The sequence below is a fragment of the Kitasatospora sp. RG8 genome (assembly GCF_017813315.1).
Taxonomy (GTDB): Bacteria; Actinomycetota; Actinomycetes; order Streptomycetales; family Streptomycetaceae; genus Kitasatospora.
The window spans coordinates 1-17,310 of the sequence record NZ_JAGIYX010000055.1; the positions used below are offsets into that span (position 1 = coordinate 1).

Below are 17,310 nucleotides of genomic sequence, written 5' to 3' on the forward strand. Positions count from 1 at the left end.
GACAAGCGGCTCGTCGCCTATGCCGTTCCCGCCCCCGGCCAGGACGGTGGGGAACTGCCGTCGGCGCTGCGGGCGTTCGCCGTCGAGCACCTGCCCGAGTACATGGTCCCCGCAGCGGTCGTCGTCCTCGACGCCCTCCCGCTGACCGTCAACGCCAAACTCGACCGGCGCGCACTCCCTGCTCCCGACTACGCGGCCGTCTCCACCGGCCGCGGCCCCTCCACGGTCGAAGAGGAGCTCCTCTGCACCGTCTTCGCCGACGTCCTCGGCGTCGAACAGGTCGGAGTCGACGACAACTTCTTCGAGCTGGGCGGGCACTCGCTCCTCGCCACCCGCCTCGTCGGCCGCATCCGGACCCTGCTGGGCGTCGAGCTCGGCATCCGCACGCTCTTCGAAGCCCCGACCGTCGCGGGCCTCGTCGATGCGTTGAGCGGGCAGACCGGCCAGGGCGCGCTGAGCGAGCTCCTGGTCATCCGCGATCACGGGGAGAAGCCGCCGATCTTCTGCATCCATCCCGGCACCGGGATGAGCTGGTGCTACATGCCGCTCGCGCGGTACGTCACCGATCCGCACCCGGTCTACGGCATCCAGGCGCGGGGCCTCGACGGGGGGACTGCGCTCCCGCAGACGCTCAAGGAGATGGCCGCCCAGTACATCGCTCACATGAGGGCCGTCCGGCCCGAGGGGCCGTACTACCTGCTCGGCTGGTCGTTCGGCGGCGTCGTGGCGCACGAGATGGCCGTTCAGCTGCAGGAGCTCGGCCAGGAGGTGGCCGGCCTCGTCCTCCTGGACCCCCATCTCGCCGAGTGCCGGCCCGTCCGCACGGGAGACGGGGCAGGATCGGGGGACGGGGCAGGAACACCGGACGGCGGGGCGGGATCGCCGGACGACGAGGCTGCCCTGCCGCCCGACGAGGAGCAGCTCGCGAGGGAGCTGCCCGCCACCCTCAGGGCGAACGTCCACCGGATCATCGAGAACAACCAACTGTTGGACGAGGGGCACGATCCCGGGACGTACGACGGGGACATCGTCTTCGTCTCCTCCCGGAACGGCCGTGCGACGACTCCGCCCCTCGCCGAGGCGTGGAAGAAATACAGCTCGGCGGAGGTCCGGGAGGTGGCGCTGGACTGCGACCACCAGCGCATGGGGCAGCTGGCCAATCTGGAACTGGCCTGGAAGTCCGCCGTACCCCTGCTTTCGTACGGGGACCAGGTCGACTGAACGCTCCGCCCAAGGGCACCGTAGGAATCCGGCGCCACCGTAAGAATCCGGCGGCACCGCAAGGACTCGGCGTCGCCGTAAAACCCGGCGTCACCGCAGGAACCCGGCGTCACCGTGAAAACCCGGGGTCGCCGTAAAAGGCGACCCCGGACAGTGAATCCGCGCAGTGACCCACGCCACATGCCGGTGATCTTGCCAGGGCAATGCGGAATCCCGATACATTTTCGGCGGGCGTTCTCCCCATCGAAAAACAGCAACCACCGCACCACATCCTCAGATTCATCGAAAGAGTAGAAGGCGACGGTTTAAAATGGACGAGTCGTACGACGGTGACCCCGCATACGAAAAGCTCATGTTCCTGGTGAACGCCCCGGCGCTCTTCAACGCCGTGACCACCGCGGCGGAGCTGAGGATCTTCCATTTCCTCGCCGACCGGCCCTCGGCCGAGTTCACGGAGATCCTGGAGCACGCCGGCATCCCGGCGCACCAGCTGCGGGTCCTGCTGCAGGCCGTGTGCACCACCGGGCTGCTGGAGCGCAAGGACGGGATGTACTCCAACTCCCGGGTCGCCCAGGACCTGCTGGCCTCGGACGCCGAGGACAGCTGGAGCCACATCATGATCGGCTGGAAGGAGGTCTACTACCCCGCCTTCGCCCAGATGACGACGGCCCTGCGCGCCGGCCGGAACACGGCGCTGGACAGCTACCCCGGCGACGAGCCCACGCTCTACCAGCGGCTTTCGCGCAACCCCGAGCTGGAGGCGGTCTTCCACCGGGCGATGAGCGCCTTCACCCTGCGCTCCGTGGACGGCCTGGTCGGCCGGCCGGAGTTCGGGTCCGTGCGGCACCTGCTGGACGTTGGCGGCGGGGACGGCACGACCTCCCTCCGGCTGGTCGCCAACCACCCCGGGCTGACGTCCACGATCTTCGACATGCCGAGCGTCTCCGGGCTCACCGACGAGGACGCCGCGGCCGCCTTCCCGGACCGCGTCCGGCTGCACGCCGGTGACATCTTCCAGGACGAATTCCCGTCCGGTGCCGATGCCGTACTCTTCAGCCACGTCCTGGAGATCTTCTCGGAAGAGCAGATCGTGGGCATGATGAAGAAGGCGTACGACGCCCTCCCGGACGGCGGGAGGATCTTCGTCTACGGCTACAACGTTTCGGACGACGAGACCTCGGGCATTTTCGGCGCCCGGCTCGGCCTGTACTTCAACGTCCTGGCCAGCGGTCAGGGAATGGCCTATCCGGCGAGGGACTACGAGGCGTGGCTGAAGCTGGCCGGTTTCAAGGACGTCGAGACCGTCACCGGCCTTCCCTATGAGCACGGACTGAGCATGGGAACGAAGTAGCGCGGCGGGCGCACGCGTTTCAGGCCGGTACTGGGCGGCGGGCGCCACCTCGCGGGGCGGGCCACCCGCACGGGCGTTCCCGCCGTCCTTTCCCGGTCGTCGCGGGCAGTATCAGATCCCAGCAAGAGGATGATTGTGCAGCTGAACAGCTTCGATGAATGGTCGCCGCTCAGGGAGGTCGTGGTCGGTTCCGCGAGAAACTACGTCTCGCACAGCCGGGAACTCTCCTTCGACCTGTTCTTCCACGACAACATCGCCCATGACAATCCGTCGCGCTCCGAGTGGTACTACCCCCGGCTGTCCGCCCGCAGCGGCGGCGGGTCCGGGCGCGTGCCCATCAAGCAGCGTTACGTCGAAGAACTCAACGAAGACCTCGAAGGCATCGCCGACACCCTCCGGTCGCTCTCGGTGAACGTCCTGCGGCCGATGGACGTGGACGCGGACACGTCCGAGGTCCGGACACCGGCCTGGGCGGCGTCGGTGGTCCCGCCGCTGAACGTCCGGGACAACACGCTGATCGTCGGCGACGAGATCATCGAGACCGCGCCGATGATCCGCTCCCGGTACTTCGAGACCCAGCTGCTCAAGCCCGTCTTCCAGGAGTACTTCCGCCGCGGCGCCCGATGGACCGTCATGCCGCGGCCGATGATGACGGACGCTTCCTTCGACCTGTCGTACGTGCGCTCCAGCACGGCCGGCGGTCCCACGGAGCCGATCGACGACCCGCAGCCCTCGGCCTATGACGTGGGTTTCGAGATGATGTTCGACGGAGCGCAGTGCCTGCGGCTGGGGCGGGACATCGTCGCCAACATCTCGACCGCCAACCACGCTCTCGCCTGCGACTGGCTGGAGCGCCACCTGGAGGGCCGGTTCCGCGTTCACCGGGTCCACCAGCTGAGTGACAGTCACATCGACAGCATGGTGCTGGCGTTGCGTCCCGGCACCCTGCTGGTGCGGTCCCTGGAGGTGGCGGAGAAGCTGCCCGAGCAACTGCGCGGCTGGGACATGATCGTGGCCCCGGCCCCGGAGTCGAACAACTTCCCCGCCTACGAGGACGACGACCTGGTCCTCACCAGCCCGTTCATCGACCTGAACGTGCTGTCCACGGCCCCGGACACGGTCCTCGTCAACGACGCGTGCCCGGAGCTCATGCGGACGCTGGAGAAGTACTCGTTCACCGTCGTGCCGGTCCGCCACAGGCACCGGCGCCTGTTCGGAGGCGGGTTCCACTGCTTCACGCTCGACACCGTGCGCGACGGGGGGCCGGAGGACTACCTGGGCTGAGCGGCCCGGCGGCTCAGCGGCCCTCCCACTCGGGCGCGCGCTTCTCGGCGAACGCGCGCGGGCCTTCCACGGCGTCCCTGCTGTGCATGCGTCGTTCCTCCCAGGGATAGCGCATGGCGAAGGCCGTTTCGAGCGGGAGGTGGGCGGACGCGGTGGCGGCCTCCTTGACCGCCCGGACCGAGAGCGGGGCGCAGCGGAGGATGTCCGCCACCCACTGGTCGGTGCAGGCGTCGAGGTCGTCCGCCGCGACCACCTCGTTGACCAGGCCGAGTTCGTAGGCGCGCTGCGCGTCCATGGACCGCCCGGTCAGCAGGTAGCCCATCGCGGTCTTCCACGGCAACTGCCGGCTCAGCCGGAACACCCCGCCCGCGCCTGCGACGAGACCGAGTCTGGCCTCGGGCAGTGCGAACACCGCGTCCTCGGAGGCAATGATGATGTCGCAGGCCAGGGCCAGTTCGAAGCCGCCGCCCATGGCGAACCCACGCACCTTGGCGACCACCGGCTTGGCGAGGTCGAACCGTTCGGTGAGCCGTGGCCAGCCGGGCTTGCCACGGCTGCCGAAGGTCGCGGGCCCGGCCGTCCCCTCGCTGTTGCGCCGGGCGGCCTCCTTGAGGTCCTGCCCGACGGAGAACGAGCGGGTGCCGGCGCCGGAGAGGACGGCGACCCACAGGTCGTCGTCGGCCTGGAAGTCGTCCCACACCTCGGCGAGTTCCTCGTGCATCCGCAGATCCATCGCATTGAGGACTTCCGGGCGGTTGAGAGTTATCTGGGCGGTATGACCGTTCTTTTCGTAGCAAACCCTGGTCAGCGACATGCAGGCGATGGTAGTCCATGCGCCGGTTGCGGATCACCGATTTGACGAGTCTTCGCTGGGAGTCGAATGTCATGAAACTGTCCGAAAGGCCACCGCAGTACGCCGCGCCGGGCTCCGCCGGTGCCGGCGGGAACTCCAGGATATTCCCCCGCGTTTTCGGCGTGGGGACGGCGGTTCCGGCCACCTCCTACACGCAGGAGGAAATCCTGGAGGAGTTCAAGGTCACCGATCCGCGGATCAGGTCGATTTTCCGGAACAGTGCGATCGAGCGCCGCGGCCTGACCCTCCCGCCGTTGTTGCCGGACGGCTCGCGGGCGACCGAGACGCAGGGCCAGCTGCTGCAGAAGCACGTGACGACGGGCCTGGCGATGGGCCGGGAGGCGGTCGAGGCCTGCCTGAAGGCGGCCGGTGCCGAGCTGTCCGACGTGCGCTACCTGTGCTGCGTCACCACGACCGGGCTGCTCACGCCGGGCTTCTCGGCCCTGCTCATCAAGGAGCTGGGGATCGACCGCCACTGTTCGCGGCTGGACGTGGTCGGAATGGGGTGCAACGCGGGTCTGAACGCCCTCACCGCGGTGGCCGGCTGGGCGAACGCCCACCCCGGTGAGCTGGCGCTGATGGTGTGCATGGAGGCGTGCTCCGCGGCGTACGTGTTCGACGGCACGATGCGGACGTCCGTGGTCAACAGCCTGTTCGGGGACGGTTCCGCGGCGCTCGCCGTCCTGGCCCCCGAGGACGGTGCGGCCGCGGAGGCGCTGGAGCGGACGGCCGGCCCGTCGTTGCTGCGCTTTTCCAGTTGCATCATTCCGGAGGCGGTTGATGCGATGCGCTACGACTGGGACGATGACCACGGGAAATACAGTTTCTATCTCGATCCCGAGGTCCCCTATGTCGTGGGGGCGCACGCCGAAATCGCACTGGGCCGGCTGCTCGACGGGACGGGTCTGCGGCGTTCCGACATCTCGCACTGGACAGTGCACTCCGGGGGCAAGAAGGTCATCGACTCGGTGCGCGCGAATCTCGGGCTGAGCCGGTACGACGTGCGGCACACGACCGGTGTGCTCCGTGACCACGGAAATCTCTCCAGTGGTTCATTTCTGTTTTCCTACGAACGGCTGATGGCCGAGGACTCCGTGCGCCCGGGAGATTACGGGGTCTTCATGACCATGGGCCCGGGGTCGACGATCGAGATGGCGCTGGTGCGCTGGTGAAAGAGGGAGGGACGGAGACTGTGGAAACGGAGACCGGATCCGTGCGGCGGCTCGAAGGGCTCGGCCTGGCGGTGACGATCGACGGGGCGCGGCCGCTCGCGGAGCTGACCGCCACCGTGAACGCGCTCTGCGCCGAGGTCGAGGGCGCACAGGAGCGGACGGTGGTGGTGCTGCGGCTGGAGCCGCTGCCGGCCGGCTCCCGGGAGTGGCCCGGCGAGGTCGCCATCCAGGAGGTGAACCGGTGGGAGCGTGCGGTCCGCCGGCTGGAGAAGCTCGGCGCGGTCAACATCGTGGTCGCCCGGGGGACTTGTGGCGGGCCGGCGCTGGACGTGCTGCTCGCCGCGGACTACCGCATCGGCGCCCCGGACCTGACCCTGATGCTGCCGGTCAACGACGGGCACTTCTGGCCGGGCATGTCGCTGTACCGCCTGGTCCAGCACCTCGGACTGGCGCGCGCCCGGCAGATCGTCATGTGGGGCGCCGACATCCCGGTGGCCCGGGCCGCCGAACTCGGCCTGGTCGACCAGATCAGCGAGGACCTCACGGACGCCGTGCACACCGCGGCCGTGCTCACCGGCCGGATCTCCGACCAGGAGCTGGCGGTCCGCCGGCAGCTGCTGCTGGAGGCCGCCTCGGTCGAGTACGACGAGGCGCTGGGCATCCATCTCGCCGCCTGCGACCGCGAGTTGCGGCGCCTGGCGGGAGCGGCCGAGAGCGCCGGAGCAGCCGAGAGCGCCGAGACGTCCGCGAGCGCCGAAACGTCCGCGATCGCCGGGGCGGCCTCCGCCGGGCGGTCGGAGTCGTGAGCCGGGCCTCCTCTCCGACCGCGGGGGCCGGACAGGCGTGGCCGGCCCCCGTCCCGGGGTTCACCGGCACGCTGGACGCCGACGCCCGGCTGCTGGAGTCGTACACCGCCGCCGGGGAGCGGCTGCTCTCCGGGCTGCCGCTCAGGTCCGCTCGCGACCACGGGCAGCACCGCAGCGCCGACGACGCACTCGCGGCGATGCGGGCGGCCCGCCGTGCCTTCCTCGGCCTGCACGCCGAGGACGTGTACGCGCGGCTCACCGACGGCTGCACGGTCCACCTGCGGCTCCCCGAGCTGGTGCACGCCGCGGCCGACCGCTTCCCCGGGCTGGTGCCGACCCGCGCGCAGCTGGCGGCCGAACTGGAGCACCGCCAGGCCGACAAGGACGGCCGCGAGATCGACCAGGGCATCTTCTGCGGCGCCGTGCTGCGCTCCGCCCGGGCCGGCCGCCACCTGATCGACGCCATGCTGCTGCCCACGCCGCGTGCGCTGGAACTGCTGGACGACTTCCGCGCGCACGGGAGGGTCGAACTGGCGTCGGTGCTGGTCGAGCGGCGTTCCGGGGCGGCGCACGTCACCTTCCGCAACGCGCACTGCCTCAACGCGGAGGACAACCGGCTGATCGCCGACCTGGAGACCGCGGTCGACCTGGCCCTGCTGGACGACCAGGTGCGCGTCGGGGTGCTGCGCGGGGGCGAGGTGGACCACCCCAAGTACGCGGGCAGGCGGGTGTTCAGCGCGGGCATCAACCTCAAGGAGCTGCGCAACGGGCGGATCTCGCTCGTCGACTTCCTGCTCGGCCGGGAGCTCGGCTACATCAACAAGATGATGCGGGGTCTGCTCACCGACCCGGCTCCGGGCGCGTCGACCGACCGGACGACCCAGAAGCCGTGGATCGGCGCGGTCGACACCTTCGCCATCGGCGGCGGCATGCAACTGCTGCTGGTGCTCGACCGGGTGATCGCCGAGTCGCAGGCCTACCTCAGCCTGCCCGCGGCCGAGGAGGGCATCGTCCCCGGGCTGGGCAACCTGCGGCTCACCCGGCAGACGGGCGCCAGGCTGGCCCGGCAGGTGATCCTGGGCGGCCGGCGGATCGCGGCGTCCGAACCGGCGGGCCTGCTGCTGTGCGACGAGGTGGTGCCGGCCGAGGGGATGGCCGAGGCAGTCGAGCGCGCGGTGCGCGAGCTCAGCGCCCCGGCGGTCGCCGCCAACCGCCGGATGCTGTCGCTCGCCGAGGAGCCGGTCGACCTCTTCCGCGAGTACCTGGCGGAGTTCGCGGTGGCCCAGTCCGTCCGGGCCTACTCCGAGGACGTCCTCCAGAAGGTCGAACGGCGCTGGCAACGCGCACAGTCCCAGAGTTGAGAGCGGGCAGAGGCTGACATGCAACTGAACTCCGCCGGTCTGCACGGGTCGCTCGACGACCCGGTGCTGCAGTCGATCGGATTCCTGAACGAGGTGATGAGCCGCTACCCGGACGCCGTCTCGTTCGGCCCGGGCGCCCCGCACCCCGTCTTCTTCGAAGGACTGGAGCCCCAGCGGTACACCGACCGCTTCCTGGAGCACCTGGTCGCCGAGGGCCACGATCCCGCCAGGGCACGGAAGCTGCTCTTCGAGTACGGGCCCAGCCAGGGCCTGATCAACGGGATCGTGGCGGACGCCCTCCGCCGCGACCACGGCATCGACGCGGCGCCGCGCGACGTGGTGATCACCGTGGGCGCCCAGGAGGGGATGCTGATCGCCCTGCGCGCGCTGTTCCGCTCACCGGACGACGTGCTGGCGGTGGCCAACCCGTGCTTCGTCGGCATCATGGGCGCGGCCCGGCTGCTCGACATCCCCGTGACCGGCGTGGACGAGGGCGACCGGGGGATCGACCTCGACGGCCTCCGGCGGGCCTGCCGGGAGGCCCGCAGCGCCGGGCGGCGGATCCGCGCCTGCTACGTCGCCCCGGACTTCTCCAACCCGGGCGGCGGGCGGATGTCGCCGGAGTGCCGCCGCGCGCTGCTGGCGCTCGCCGAGCAGGAGGACTTCCTGCTCCTGGAGGACAACGCCTACGGCTTCACCGCCCCCGGCGGGAGCGGGCTCGCGCCGCTCAAGGCGCTGGACACCGGGCGCCGCGTGGTGCACATCGGCACCTTCGCCAAGATCTGCTTCCCCGGGGCGAGGGTCGGGTACGTCGTCGCCGACCAGCGGGTCGGGTCCGCGGACGGCGAGGAGCGGTCGCTCGCCGAACAACTGTCCGCCGTGAAGAGCATGGTGACGGTGAACACCTCACCGCTCTGCCAGGCCGTGATCGGCGGGATGCTGCTCGAACACGGGCGGTCGCTGGCCGAGCTGGGGCGGCGCAAGTCCGAGCACTACCGGCGCAGCCTGAACACGCTGCTGGACGCCCTCGACCGGCACCTCGGCGGGGACCGGCCGGCCGGCGTGGACTGGAACCGGCCCGAGGGCGGCTTCTTCGTCCGGATGCGGCTGCCGGTGCCCGCGGACCTCGCCCTGCTGAAGACCTCGGCCGAGCGCTACGGCGTGCTGTGGACACCCATGTCCCAGTTCTACCTGGACGGCGCCGGCGACTTCCAGCTCAGGCTCGCCTGCAGCTACCTCGACGACGGGCAGATCGAGACCGGAGTGGAGCGTCTCGCCGCCTTCCTCAAGCAGGAGCTCGGCACCTGACCCGGCCGCCGCCGGACGACGCCGGGCGCCCCGCCCGCAGCTCACCCCCCACCGGCCGACGGGCCGGCTGGACCCACCTACTCACGAATGGGAACCCCGGATGCGCCTCAACAGCTACGACGACTTCACCCCGCTCAAGGAGGTCGTGCTCGGCTCGGCCGTCAACTACGCGGAACGCCTCCGCGACCTGTCGTTCGACATGTTCATCAGTGACAACGTCTCCGGCGCCCGCGGCTACTACGCGAGCATCACCGACTGGCGCCCGGGGGAGGACCGCAAGAAGCGCAACGAGCCGGAACGCCTCGCCATGAAGGAGCGGTTCCTCGACGAGCTCATCGAGGACGTGGAGGGGATCGCCACGGCGCTCAAGTCCCTGGGCCTGACCGTGCACCGCCCGATGCGGCTCGCCCCGGAGGCAACGGAGATGTCGGCGCCCGGCTGGTCGGCGCCGGTCACGCCGCCGCTGAACGTGCGCGACAACACCCTCATCCTGGGCGACGAGATCATCGAGACCCCGCCCACCCTGCGCGCCCGCTACTTCGAGACCCAGTTCCTCAAGCCCGTCTTCATGCGCTACTTCGAGCAGGGCGCCCGCTGGACGACCATGCCCCGGCCGATGATGACGGACGCGTCGTTCGACCCGGCCAACGAGGACGCCGCGCCCAACATCGAGGCGCCGCTGGACCCGCAGGCCTCCCCGTACGACGTGGGCGTCGAGATCATGATCGACGGCGCGAACTGCCTGCGCCTGGGCCGCGACCTGATCGTCAACATCTCCAACGCCAACCACGCCCTGGCCTGCGACTGGCTGGAGCGGCACCTGGAGGGCCGCTTCCGGGTCCACCGGATGCACAAGCTGACGCAGAGCCACATCGACAGCGTGGTCATCCCGCTGCGCCCCGGCACCCTCCTGGTCCGCTCCGAGGGCGTGCTGGACTACCTGCCCGAGCCGCTGCGCAAGTGGGACGTCATCGTGCCACCCGCCCCCACCGTCAGCGACTACCCGCAGTACGAGAACGACACCCCGATCCCGGCCAGCCCGTACATCGACCTCAACCTGCTCTCCATCGACGAGCAGACCGTCATGGTCAACGACGCGTGCAAGACCCTGATCGCCACGCTGGAGAACAAGGGCTTCACGGTCGTCCCGGTCCGGCACCGGCACCGCCGGCTCTTCGGCGGCGGCTTCCACTGCTTCACCCTCGACACCGTGCGCACCGGCGGAGCGGAGGACTACCTGGGCTGACCGCCCGGGAAGCCGGGGTGGGACCGGCCGGCCGCGCCGCCCGGCGTGGCCGGCCGGTCACCGCCACTGAGAAGACTCGCGCCTCGACTTGGAGGAACAGTGTCGGATTCGGTGCTATGCGCGGAAGAGGAAAACGAGAGAGTCACCAAGGATTCGAGCCGCCCGTACCGCCGCGGCTACCAGGCGCCCAGGGGCATGCGGAACGTGATCGGCGAGGCGCACCGCACGCGGCTCGTCGTCTCGCTGGCCCTGGCCTCCTCCGATCACGTCAGCATTCCCCTGGCGGCGCTCCTGGTGGCCTGGCCGGGCTGGTGGTCGACGGTCCCGACCGGTGCGGCGGGGCTGCTCGTGGGCCTGGCCGCCGTCGCCCTCACCGGCCGCCAGCTCCGCGGCCTGGAGTGCATGCTCCACGAGGCGAGCCACTTCAACTGGAGCAGGCACCACCGCGGCGTGAACGACTTCTGCGCCGGAGTGCTGAGCTGCGTCCCGACCGGTGTGCGGATCTCGCGCTACCGGGAGAGTCACCTCGTCCACCACAGCCGGCTGGGGACGGCCGACGACCCCGACCGGCAGCGCTACCAGGAGTACCGGATCGAGGGGCTCGACCGCAGCGGGCCGGCCGTGTTCTCGCGCGGTCTGGTGCAGCGGCTGTACGCCTACCAGCGCAGCTGGATCACCGAGACCGCGAACGACCTGTTCGCCGTCGCGGCCCCGGTGCTCTGGGCGCTGCTCACCATCGCGTTCCCGGCGGCCCTGTTGTGGGGCGGGCAGGCCGCGCTCACCGGCTGTGCCGTCTGGCTCCTGGGGCACGTGGTCGCGCTTCCCGTGATCAGGTTCGTCGGTGAGAGCGGCGAGCACAGCTACGGCGACGCCGACACGGTCTTCGACTCGACGGTGACCAACCTCGGGCCGGTGCAGCGATGGGTCTTCCACCCGCACAGCGACGGCTACCATACGGTTCATCATCTGTGGCCGGGCACGCCGCACCACCGTCTCCGGTCGGTGCACGAGGCGTTGAGCGCGGCCGATCCCAGCGGTTACGCGGAGCGGCTCAGGACCCGCCACCGGGTCCTGTCGGACCCGACGCCCAACAGGGGCGCGTCCTAGCCCGCCGGCGGTCGTCCCGGCCCCCGGCGAGGCGGTGGCGGTGCCGGGCGGCACCAGCGGAGGAGAGTGCAATGTTCGAAGGCTTCGTTCTGGACCCGGCGGTCTCCCGGGACTTCCCCGGCTGCCAGGTGCGCCTCGTCACGGCCCGGGGGCTGCGGAACGGCGAGGAGTGGCCGGCGACCGCGCAGGCCATCGACGAGCTGCAGGCCGAGCTGGCGGCCGGGACCAGGGCGCTCGCCGGTGAGGAGCACCCCTTCGTCGCCTCGTGGTTCGAGGCCTACCGCAGGTTCGGCACGAACCCCCGGCGCAGCCGTCCGAGCCTCAACGCGCTGACCCGCCGGGTGGAGAGGTCCGGCGTCCTGCCGCGGGTCAGTCCCGCCGTCGACGCCTACAACCTCGTCTCGGTGCGGTACGGACTCCCGGCCGGCGCGTTCGACCTGGACCGGCTGTCCGGTCGCGTGGTGATCCGCCACAGCGTGGAGGGCGATCTGTTCACCCCCATCGGCGAGCCGGACGCGCAGGAGGCGCCGAAGCCGGGCGAGGTGGTCTACGCCCAGGGTTCCCAGGTGCTGACCCGGCACTGGAACCACCGTGACGCCGACGCGACCAAGGTCACCGAGGAGTCGGCGAACGTGGTCTTCCTGCTGGAGCGGGTGGACCGGTCGGCGGTGCCCGACGAGCACATGAGCGAGGCCCAGGAGCGCCTGGCGGACCTCGTCCGCCCGCACGCGGACGAGGTCGTGCTGGGCGTGCTCGGGCCGCAGTGCGCGGACGCCGGCCCCGCCCCGGCGGGGCCGGCGCTCCGGGCCGAGCACGCGGGCTGACCCGCCGGGGCCCGGCCGGGCCGTGGGCGCGGTGGTGCCCGCCCGGCGGACTACCCGTCGCTCCGGCAGGGAGTGCCCCGGGGCCAGCCGTAGGGGGCGTCGATCCGGTAGTCGCCGGGGGCGGCGGCCTCAAGACGGGTCCACTCGCCGTCCCGGGCCAGGCAGGAGCCGGCGGGACCCTGCACGGAGAGCCACGGCGACCAGGGGACGCGCACCACGACCGGACCCGGGGCGGACAGGGTGAGCTCCACCCGGGCGGCGTCGGCGTGCGTCACCTCGGCGGGCGGGTCGGCCAGCGGGAGAGCGTCGGTGAAGCGGTACAGCCGCCAGTTCTCGTCGTGCCAGACCTCCTCCAGCCAGTCGGGGCCGCCGCGGATCAGGGCGGCCTCGGCGGTCCCGGCCGAGTCGGTGTCACCGCTGGGCAGGGCGACGTAGCGCACGGCCCAGCGGCGCAGCCAGTCGCGGTAGCTCTGCGGGGTCAGCGTGTCGTCGTAGAAGAGCGGGTTGCGCCGTACGTCCATCTGGCGGTTCCAGCCGCGGGCCAGCTGCGCCGCGGGGACGAGCCCCCAGGACTCCCAGTGGTTGAGTATCGGGACGGCCTCCACCCGGCCGCGGTCCGCGCCGAGCCGGTCCAGCTCGGCGAGCAGCGGCGCGGCGTGCCGGTCCGGGGCCGTGGCCGGGATGCCGACGAGGTTCGCGGCGACGGTCCAGTAGGCGGTCGCCGCGAACGCCAGGGCCAGGGCCGCCGTCCGCGGGCCCGGGCGGCCCCGGAGGCCCCGGATGCCCCGGAGGCGGGAGCGGCCGGGGCGGCCCGGGCGGAAACAGAGCGCCGAGAGGAGCACCGGGCCGGCGAAGAGCAGGGGCAGCCGCTGGACGTTGCCGCCGATCGGGGTGGCCACGGCCCAGGTCAGGACGGTGCCGAGGGCGTAGGCCGTGGCGCCGGCCCGGACCGCCCGCCAGCCCCGGGGGACGAAGGCCACGACGGCCGCCGCGGCGCCGACGCTGACCAGCACGGTGGACGGCGAGATCGGGTCGATCCCGTCGAAGGGGAACAGCCGGCTGGTGAGCAGCACCACCGCCGGCGGTGGCACCGCCAGGGCCCAGCCGCAGCCGCGCCGGCCGGTGACCAGCAGGGCCGCCGCCACGACCTCGACGAACAGCCCGGCCACGGGACTGGCGGCCGTCGCCAGCAGCGCGAAGCCGGCCGCGCCCGCGAACCGCCACCGCGCCGGCGCCCGGTCCGCTCCGGCCGCCACCACGGCGGCCAGCCCGAACATGACGCCGAGGGCGAAGGTCACCCGCCCGGCCGCCGTGTTGCAGAGCATGGCGAACGCCCCCCACAGGGCCACCGGGAGCGGGTGCCGCACCGGCGCGCGGACCACCAGGTGCGCCAGCAGGGCCGCGGAGACCGTGGCCGCCGCCACCGCGGCCGCGTGCACGCCGAGCAGGGCCATCAGGGCGGGCGCCAGGAGGCTGTAGGAGGCGGGGTGCATGCCGCCGTACCACGACAGGTTGTACGCCGAGCCGGGGTTCCGGGCCGCGAAGTCGGCCCACGCCCACTGGGCGGAGAGGTCGCCGCCGACCCCGGCCAGGTACCGCGCCCAGAGCACTCCCGCCAGCAGGGTGCCCACCCCCGCCGCCCAGACGGGGCCCCGAGGGGGGTGTCCGCGGGGCGTCGGCGGCCGGTCGGACGACGTGGATCCGGCCGGTGGCGCGGACACCTGCTGCAGACCGATCACTGCGCCTGGTTCTCCCGTCATCGCATCGGACCATCGCATCGGCGGCCGGCCGACGACCGCCCCGGGCCTTCCACCGGGGGCAATGGTGACGACGCTACTGTCCGGGCCGTGGCCGGGGGCTGCTCCCGGGAGGCGTCTGCGTGGCGCGTCACCCTCGGGATGTAGGGCCCGTCCCGTGCACCGGCCCCGGACCGTCCCGTGCGCCGGTCCCGGGCCTCGACGGCGCCGGCCCGCGACCGCCTCGGGCGCCGGCCCGCGACCGCCCCGTGCGCCGCCCGGCGCCCGCCCGCCGGCCGGGCCGTACCACCCCCACCAGGCGCCGACGCCTGTCCCAAACCCGTTTCCCGGCCGTGATGTTGGCGACATTAGGGCTGGTACGCCCTCTTGCCGGGGTGGGGGTGTGGCGTCAGCATGAGGGCAGCGCGGTCGTGTGCTTCGAGGGGGGATCCTGTTGATGTCCGGTGGAGGAAGACCGTCCCCGTCGTGTCCCGACGCGCGGCTGCGTTGACCGGGGGAGGAGGGGCGTCCGCTCCGGTCTGCCCGGCCTGCGGGGCGCGGCGGCGGTCCGGGCTGCCGGGACCGCTGGCGGCCGCGCTGCCGCTCAGCCGGGACCTCACCCCTCGGGAGCGGGCCGTCCTGCGACTGCTGGGACTCGGCTACGACAACCGGTCGATAGCCCGGGAAATGCAGATCAGCGAACGCACGGTCAAGCGTTTCGTCACCGCGATCCTGGCGAAGCTGGGGTTCAGGTCGAGGCTTCAGGCGGGACTCTTCGCATTGATCGTCGCGTCGTCGCCGGGGGGCGGGGAATTATGGCCCGAAAGTCTCATGGACGTCGCCGGGGCAGCGGGCGATGATGTCGGGGCACACGACACAGGAGGGGAAATATGACCTTTGACGCCCTCGCCGCCCTTCGGCAGGCGGGAAACCCGGTCGACCTGCTGACGCCCGAACAGCGGGACGTTCTCTCCCAGCTCAGCGAGGACGAGGTGGCGATCCTCAACTCCGTCAAACAGCGGCTGGACGCGGTTTCCGACGCCGAGGTAGAAGGGCATTCCACCGCCATCAAGTTGGCGTGAGATGGCTTTCGGTTTCGGGATTCTCGGCCCTTTGCAGGTGCTGGAGAACGACTGTCCGGTGGACCCGGGATCGCGGAAACAGCAGATTCTCCTGGTGGCCCTGCTGTGCCATGCGAATACCCGGGTCTCATTCGACGCACTGGTCGAGGCGCTGTGGGACGACGCGCCGCCGCGGACGGCCCGCAAGAACATCCAGGTGTACGTCTCCGCGCTGCGCCGGCTGGTCGGTGCGCAGACCGGTACCCGGATCAGCCACCAGAGCGGCGGGTACGTGCTCCACGCGGCGCCCGGTGAGCTCGACTCGCTCCGCTTCGAGCAGCTGGCCCGGGCCGGCGCGCTGACCGAGGCCCTGGAGCTGTGGCGCGGTCAGGCGCTGGACGGTTTCCGGGACGTGCCGCTGATCGACGCCGCCGCGCAGCGCCTGGACCGGCGCTTCCTCGGGGTCTTCGAGGACTGGCTGGAGGCGGAGATCGCGGCCGGCGGCGGGCCGGCGGCGGTCGAGCGCGTCACCGAGCTCGCCCAGCAGCACCCGTTCCGGGAGCGGCTGCGCATGCTGCAGATGACGGCGCTGTGCCGGGCGGGGAGGCGCTCCGAGGCGCTGGCGGTCTACGACGAGCTGCGCCAGTCCCTGGCGCACGAGCTGGGACTGCCCCCGAGCCCGGCGCTGGCCCGGTTCTACGGGTCACTGCTGTGCGAGCAGGTGCCCGCCGAGCCGCGGGCGCCGGCACCCCGCCCGCGGCGGGAGGCACCCCCGAACCTGTTACCCGGCGACCCGCCGGCCTTCACCGGCCGGGCGGCGGCCGCCCGGCGCCTGACGGACGCACTGGCCGGGGGCGGCAACCGGCTGGCCGTGGTGACCGGCCCGCTCGGCGCGGGCAAGACGGCGCTCGCCGTCCACGTCGCGCACCGGCTCGGCGAGCGGTTCCCGGACGGCCGGCTGTTCGTGCGGCTCCGGGGCGAGGACGGGAGGCTGCGGCCGCTGGAGGACGTGGTGCGGCAGCTGCTGGCCGCGGCCTCGCCCGGCCCGCCCGAGCCGCCGGGTCCGCCGGATCCGCGCTGGGCCTGGCAGCTCTGGCTCTCCAGACGCCGGGCACTCGTCGTCGTCGACGACGCTCGGCGCGAGTGCGAGGTCCGGCCGCTGCTGCCGGAGGCGGGGGAGAGCGCGGTCGTGGTGACGGCCCGGCCGGGGCTGATCGGCCTGGAGGGGGCGGAGCGGGTCTGGCTCTCGGCCTTCCCGGCGGAGGAGGCGGTGGAGTTCCTGGGCCGGGTGATCGGCCGGGAGCGGGTCGAGGCGGACCGGGAGTCCGCCGGGCGGATCGTCCGGGCGGCCGGGCTGCTGCCGCTCGGGGTCCGGCTGGCGGCCGACCGGCTGGCCTTCCTGCGGCACGTGCCCCTGCGGGAGTACGGCGCGCGGATGGCGGGCACCCGGCCGCTGCTGGACGAGTTGTGCGGGGGCGACCTGGCGGTCCGCGCCCGGCTGGCGGAGTCGATCGGGGACCTCCCCGAGGCCGCGCACCGGGCGGTGCTGCGCCTCGGCCTGCTCACGGAGCCGGTGTTCACGCTGGAACAGGCGGCCGCCGTGCTGGACACCGACCCGGACTCGGCGGTGCTGGTGCTGGAGCACCTGCTGGAGGCCGGCCTCCTCACCGTCCCGGACGTCGAGGGGCTGGCCCACACCGTGCGCTACGAGATGCCGGCGCTGCCGTACGCCTTCGCCCGGGAGATGGTGGCCCGGGCGACCGACCGGATGCCACGGCCGGCTCCGGGGCCGGTGGCGATGCCGATGCCGATGTCGGTGGTGATGCCGGTGTCCGTACCGGTGTCCAGGCCGGTTTCCGTACCGGTGGCACACCACTGACCGATCGTCATACCGATATCAAACCGCCGACCAGCCGCTGTCATACCAAGGATTCCTACCTTTTCTCTCGGACCGGCGTAGCGGACGCCGCCACCGCAGAG

At 72.0% G+C, this 17,310-nt stretch carries 15 protein-coding genes; 13 read left to right on the forward strand and 2 right to left on the reverse strand.

Annotated elements, in window-relative coordinates; genetic code table 11:
• The 3 genes from J5Y04_RS39940 to J5Y04_RS39950 form a co-directional block, all read left to right on the forward strand.
• Nucleotides 1–1,221 (forward strand): alpha/beta fold hydrolase (locus tag J5Y04_RS39940; protein WP_209417449.1); only part of this gene is annotated, 1,221 nt, incomplete at its 5' end.
• 352 nt (nt 1,222–1,573) lie between these two features.
• On the forward strand, nt 1,574–2,572 hold the full coding sequence (locus J5Y04_RS39945; RefSeq protein WP_245206423.1) for an acetylserotonin O-methyltransferase: 999 nt from the start codon (nt 1,574–1,576) through the stop codon (nt 2,570–2,572).
• A 129-nt stretch (nt 2,573–2,701) separates the two neighbouring features.
• Nucleotides 2,702–3,856 carry a glycine amidinotransferase gene (locus J5Y04_RS39950; protein WP_209417451.1) on the forward strand — a complete coding sequence of 385 codons (1,155 nt, stop codon included), beginning with the start codon at nt 2,702–2,704 and terminating at the stop codon, nt 3,854–3,856.
• A 13-nt stretch (nt 3,857–3,869) separates the two neighbouring features.
• On the opposite strand, the gene dpgD is transcribed toward J5Y04_RS39950, so the two are convergent.
• The gene (gene dpgD, locus J5Y04_RS39955) at nt 3,870–4,670 is read right to left on the reverse strand and encodes an enoyl-CoA-hydratase DpgD (RefSeq protein WP_209417452.1); all 801 of its coding nucleotides are present in this window, start codon (nt 4,668–4,670) and stop codon (nt 3,870–3,872) included.
• 71 nt (nt 4,671–4,741) lie between these two features.
• Between dpgD and dpgA the strand changes: the two genes are divergently transcribed.
• From dpgA to J5Y04_RS39990, 7 genes are all read left to right on the forward strand, one after another.
• The gene (gene dpgA / locus J5Y04_RS39960; RefSeq protein WP_209417453.1) at nt 4,742–5,881 is read left to right on the forward strand and encodes a 3,5-dihydroxyphenylacetyl-CoA synthase DpgA; all 1,140 of its coding nucleotides are present in this window, start codon (nt 4,742–4,744) and stop codon (nt 5,879–5,881) included.
• A gap of 20 nt (nt 5,882–5,901) precedes the next feature.
• Nucleotides 5,902–6,687, forward strand: a complete 786-nt coding sequence (gene dpgB / locus J5Y04_RS39965; RefSeq protein WP_209417454.1) for an enoyl-CoA-hydratase DpgB — start codon at nt 5,902–5,904, stop codon at nt 6,685–6,687.
• Nucleotides 6,684–8,048 carry a (3,5-dihydroxyphenyl)acetyl-CoA 1,2-dioxygenase DpgC gene (gene dpgC, locus J5Y04_RS39970; protein WP_307853549.1) on the forward strand — a complete coding sequence of 455 codons (1,365 nt, stop codon included), beginning with the start codon at nt 6,684–6,686 and terminating at the stop codon, nt 8,046–8,048. The genes dpgB and dpgC overlap by 4 nt, the downstream gene beginning before the upstream one ends.
• Before the next feature lie 18 nt (nt 8,049–8,066).
• On the forward strand, nt 8,067–9,356 hold the full coding sequence (locus tag J5Y04_RS39975) for a PLP-dependent aminotransferase family protein (protein ID WP_209417455.1): 1,290 nt from the start codon (nt 8,067–8,069) through the stop codon (nt 9,354–9,356).
• 100 nt (nt 9,357–9,456) lie between these two features.
• Complete coding sequence (locus J5Y04_RS39980) at nt 9,457–10,602, forward strand: glycine amidinotransferase (RefSeq protein ID WP_209417456.1); 1,146 nt, start codon at nt 9,457–9,459, stop codon at nt 10,600–10,602.
• Between the two features lie 195 nt (nt 10,603–10,797).
• Entirely contained in the window at nt 10,798–11,709 is a 912-nt protein-coding gene (locus tag J5Y04_RS39985; RefSeq protein ID WP_209417457.1) for a fatty acid desaturase family protein, read from the forward strand.
• A gap of 71 nt (nt 11,710–11,780) precedes the next feature.
• Nucleotides 11,781–12,533 (forward strand): B3/4 domain-containing protein, encoded by a 753-nt coding sequence (locus J5Y04_RS39990; protein WP_209417458.1) that lies wholly within the window; start codon nt 11,781–11,783, stop codon nt 12,531–12,533.
• Between the two features lie 50 nt (nt 12,534–12,583).
• On the opposite strand, the gene J5Y04_RS39995 is transcribed toward J5Y04_RS39990, so the two are convergent.
• Complete coding sequence (locus J5Y04_RS39995) at nt 12,584–14,164, reverse strand: MFS transporter (RefSeq protein ID WP_209417459.1); 1,581 nt, start codon at nt 14,162–14,164, stop codon at nt 12,584–12,586.
• Nucleotides 14,165–14,683: 519 nt separating this feature from the next.
• On the opposite strand from J5Y04_RS39995, the gene J5Y04_RS44110 reads away from it, so the two are divergent.
• The 3 genes from J5Y04_RS44110 to J5Y04_RS43090 are packed head-to-tail and all read left to right on the forward strand — an operon-like array spanning nt 14,684 to nt 17,209.
• Nucleotides 14,684–15,163, forward strand: coding sequence for a LuxR C-terminal-related transcriptional regulator (locus J5Y04_RS44110; RefSeq protein ID WP_148642054.1), 480 nt, complete (start codon nt 14,684–14,686; stop codon nt 15,161–15,163).
• Nucleotides 15,160–15,351: an aroma-sacti cluster domain-containing protein gene (locus J5Y04_RS40005; protein WP_148642053.1), complete on the forward strand. Its 192-nt coding sequence runs from the start codon at nt 15,160–15,162 to the stop codon at nt 15,349–15,351. Before J5Y04_RS44110 ends, J5Y04_RS40005 begins: the two co-directional genes overlap by 4 nt.
• Before the next feature lies 1 nt (nt 15,352).
• Nucleotides 15,353–17,209, forward strand: a complete 1,857-nt coding sequence (locus J5Y04_RS43090) for a BTAD domain-containing putative transcriptional regulator (protein WP_209417460.1) — start codon at nt 15,353–15,355, stop codon at nt 17,207–17,209.
• Nucleotides 17,210–17,310 lie beyond the last annotated feature (101 nt).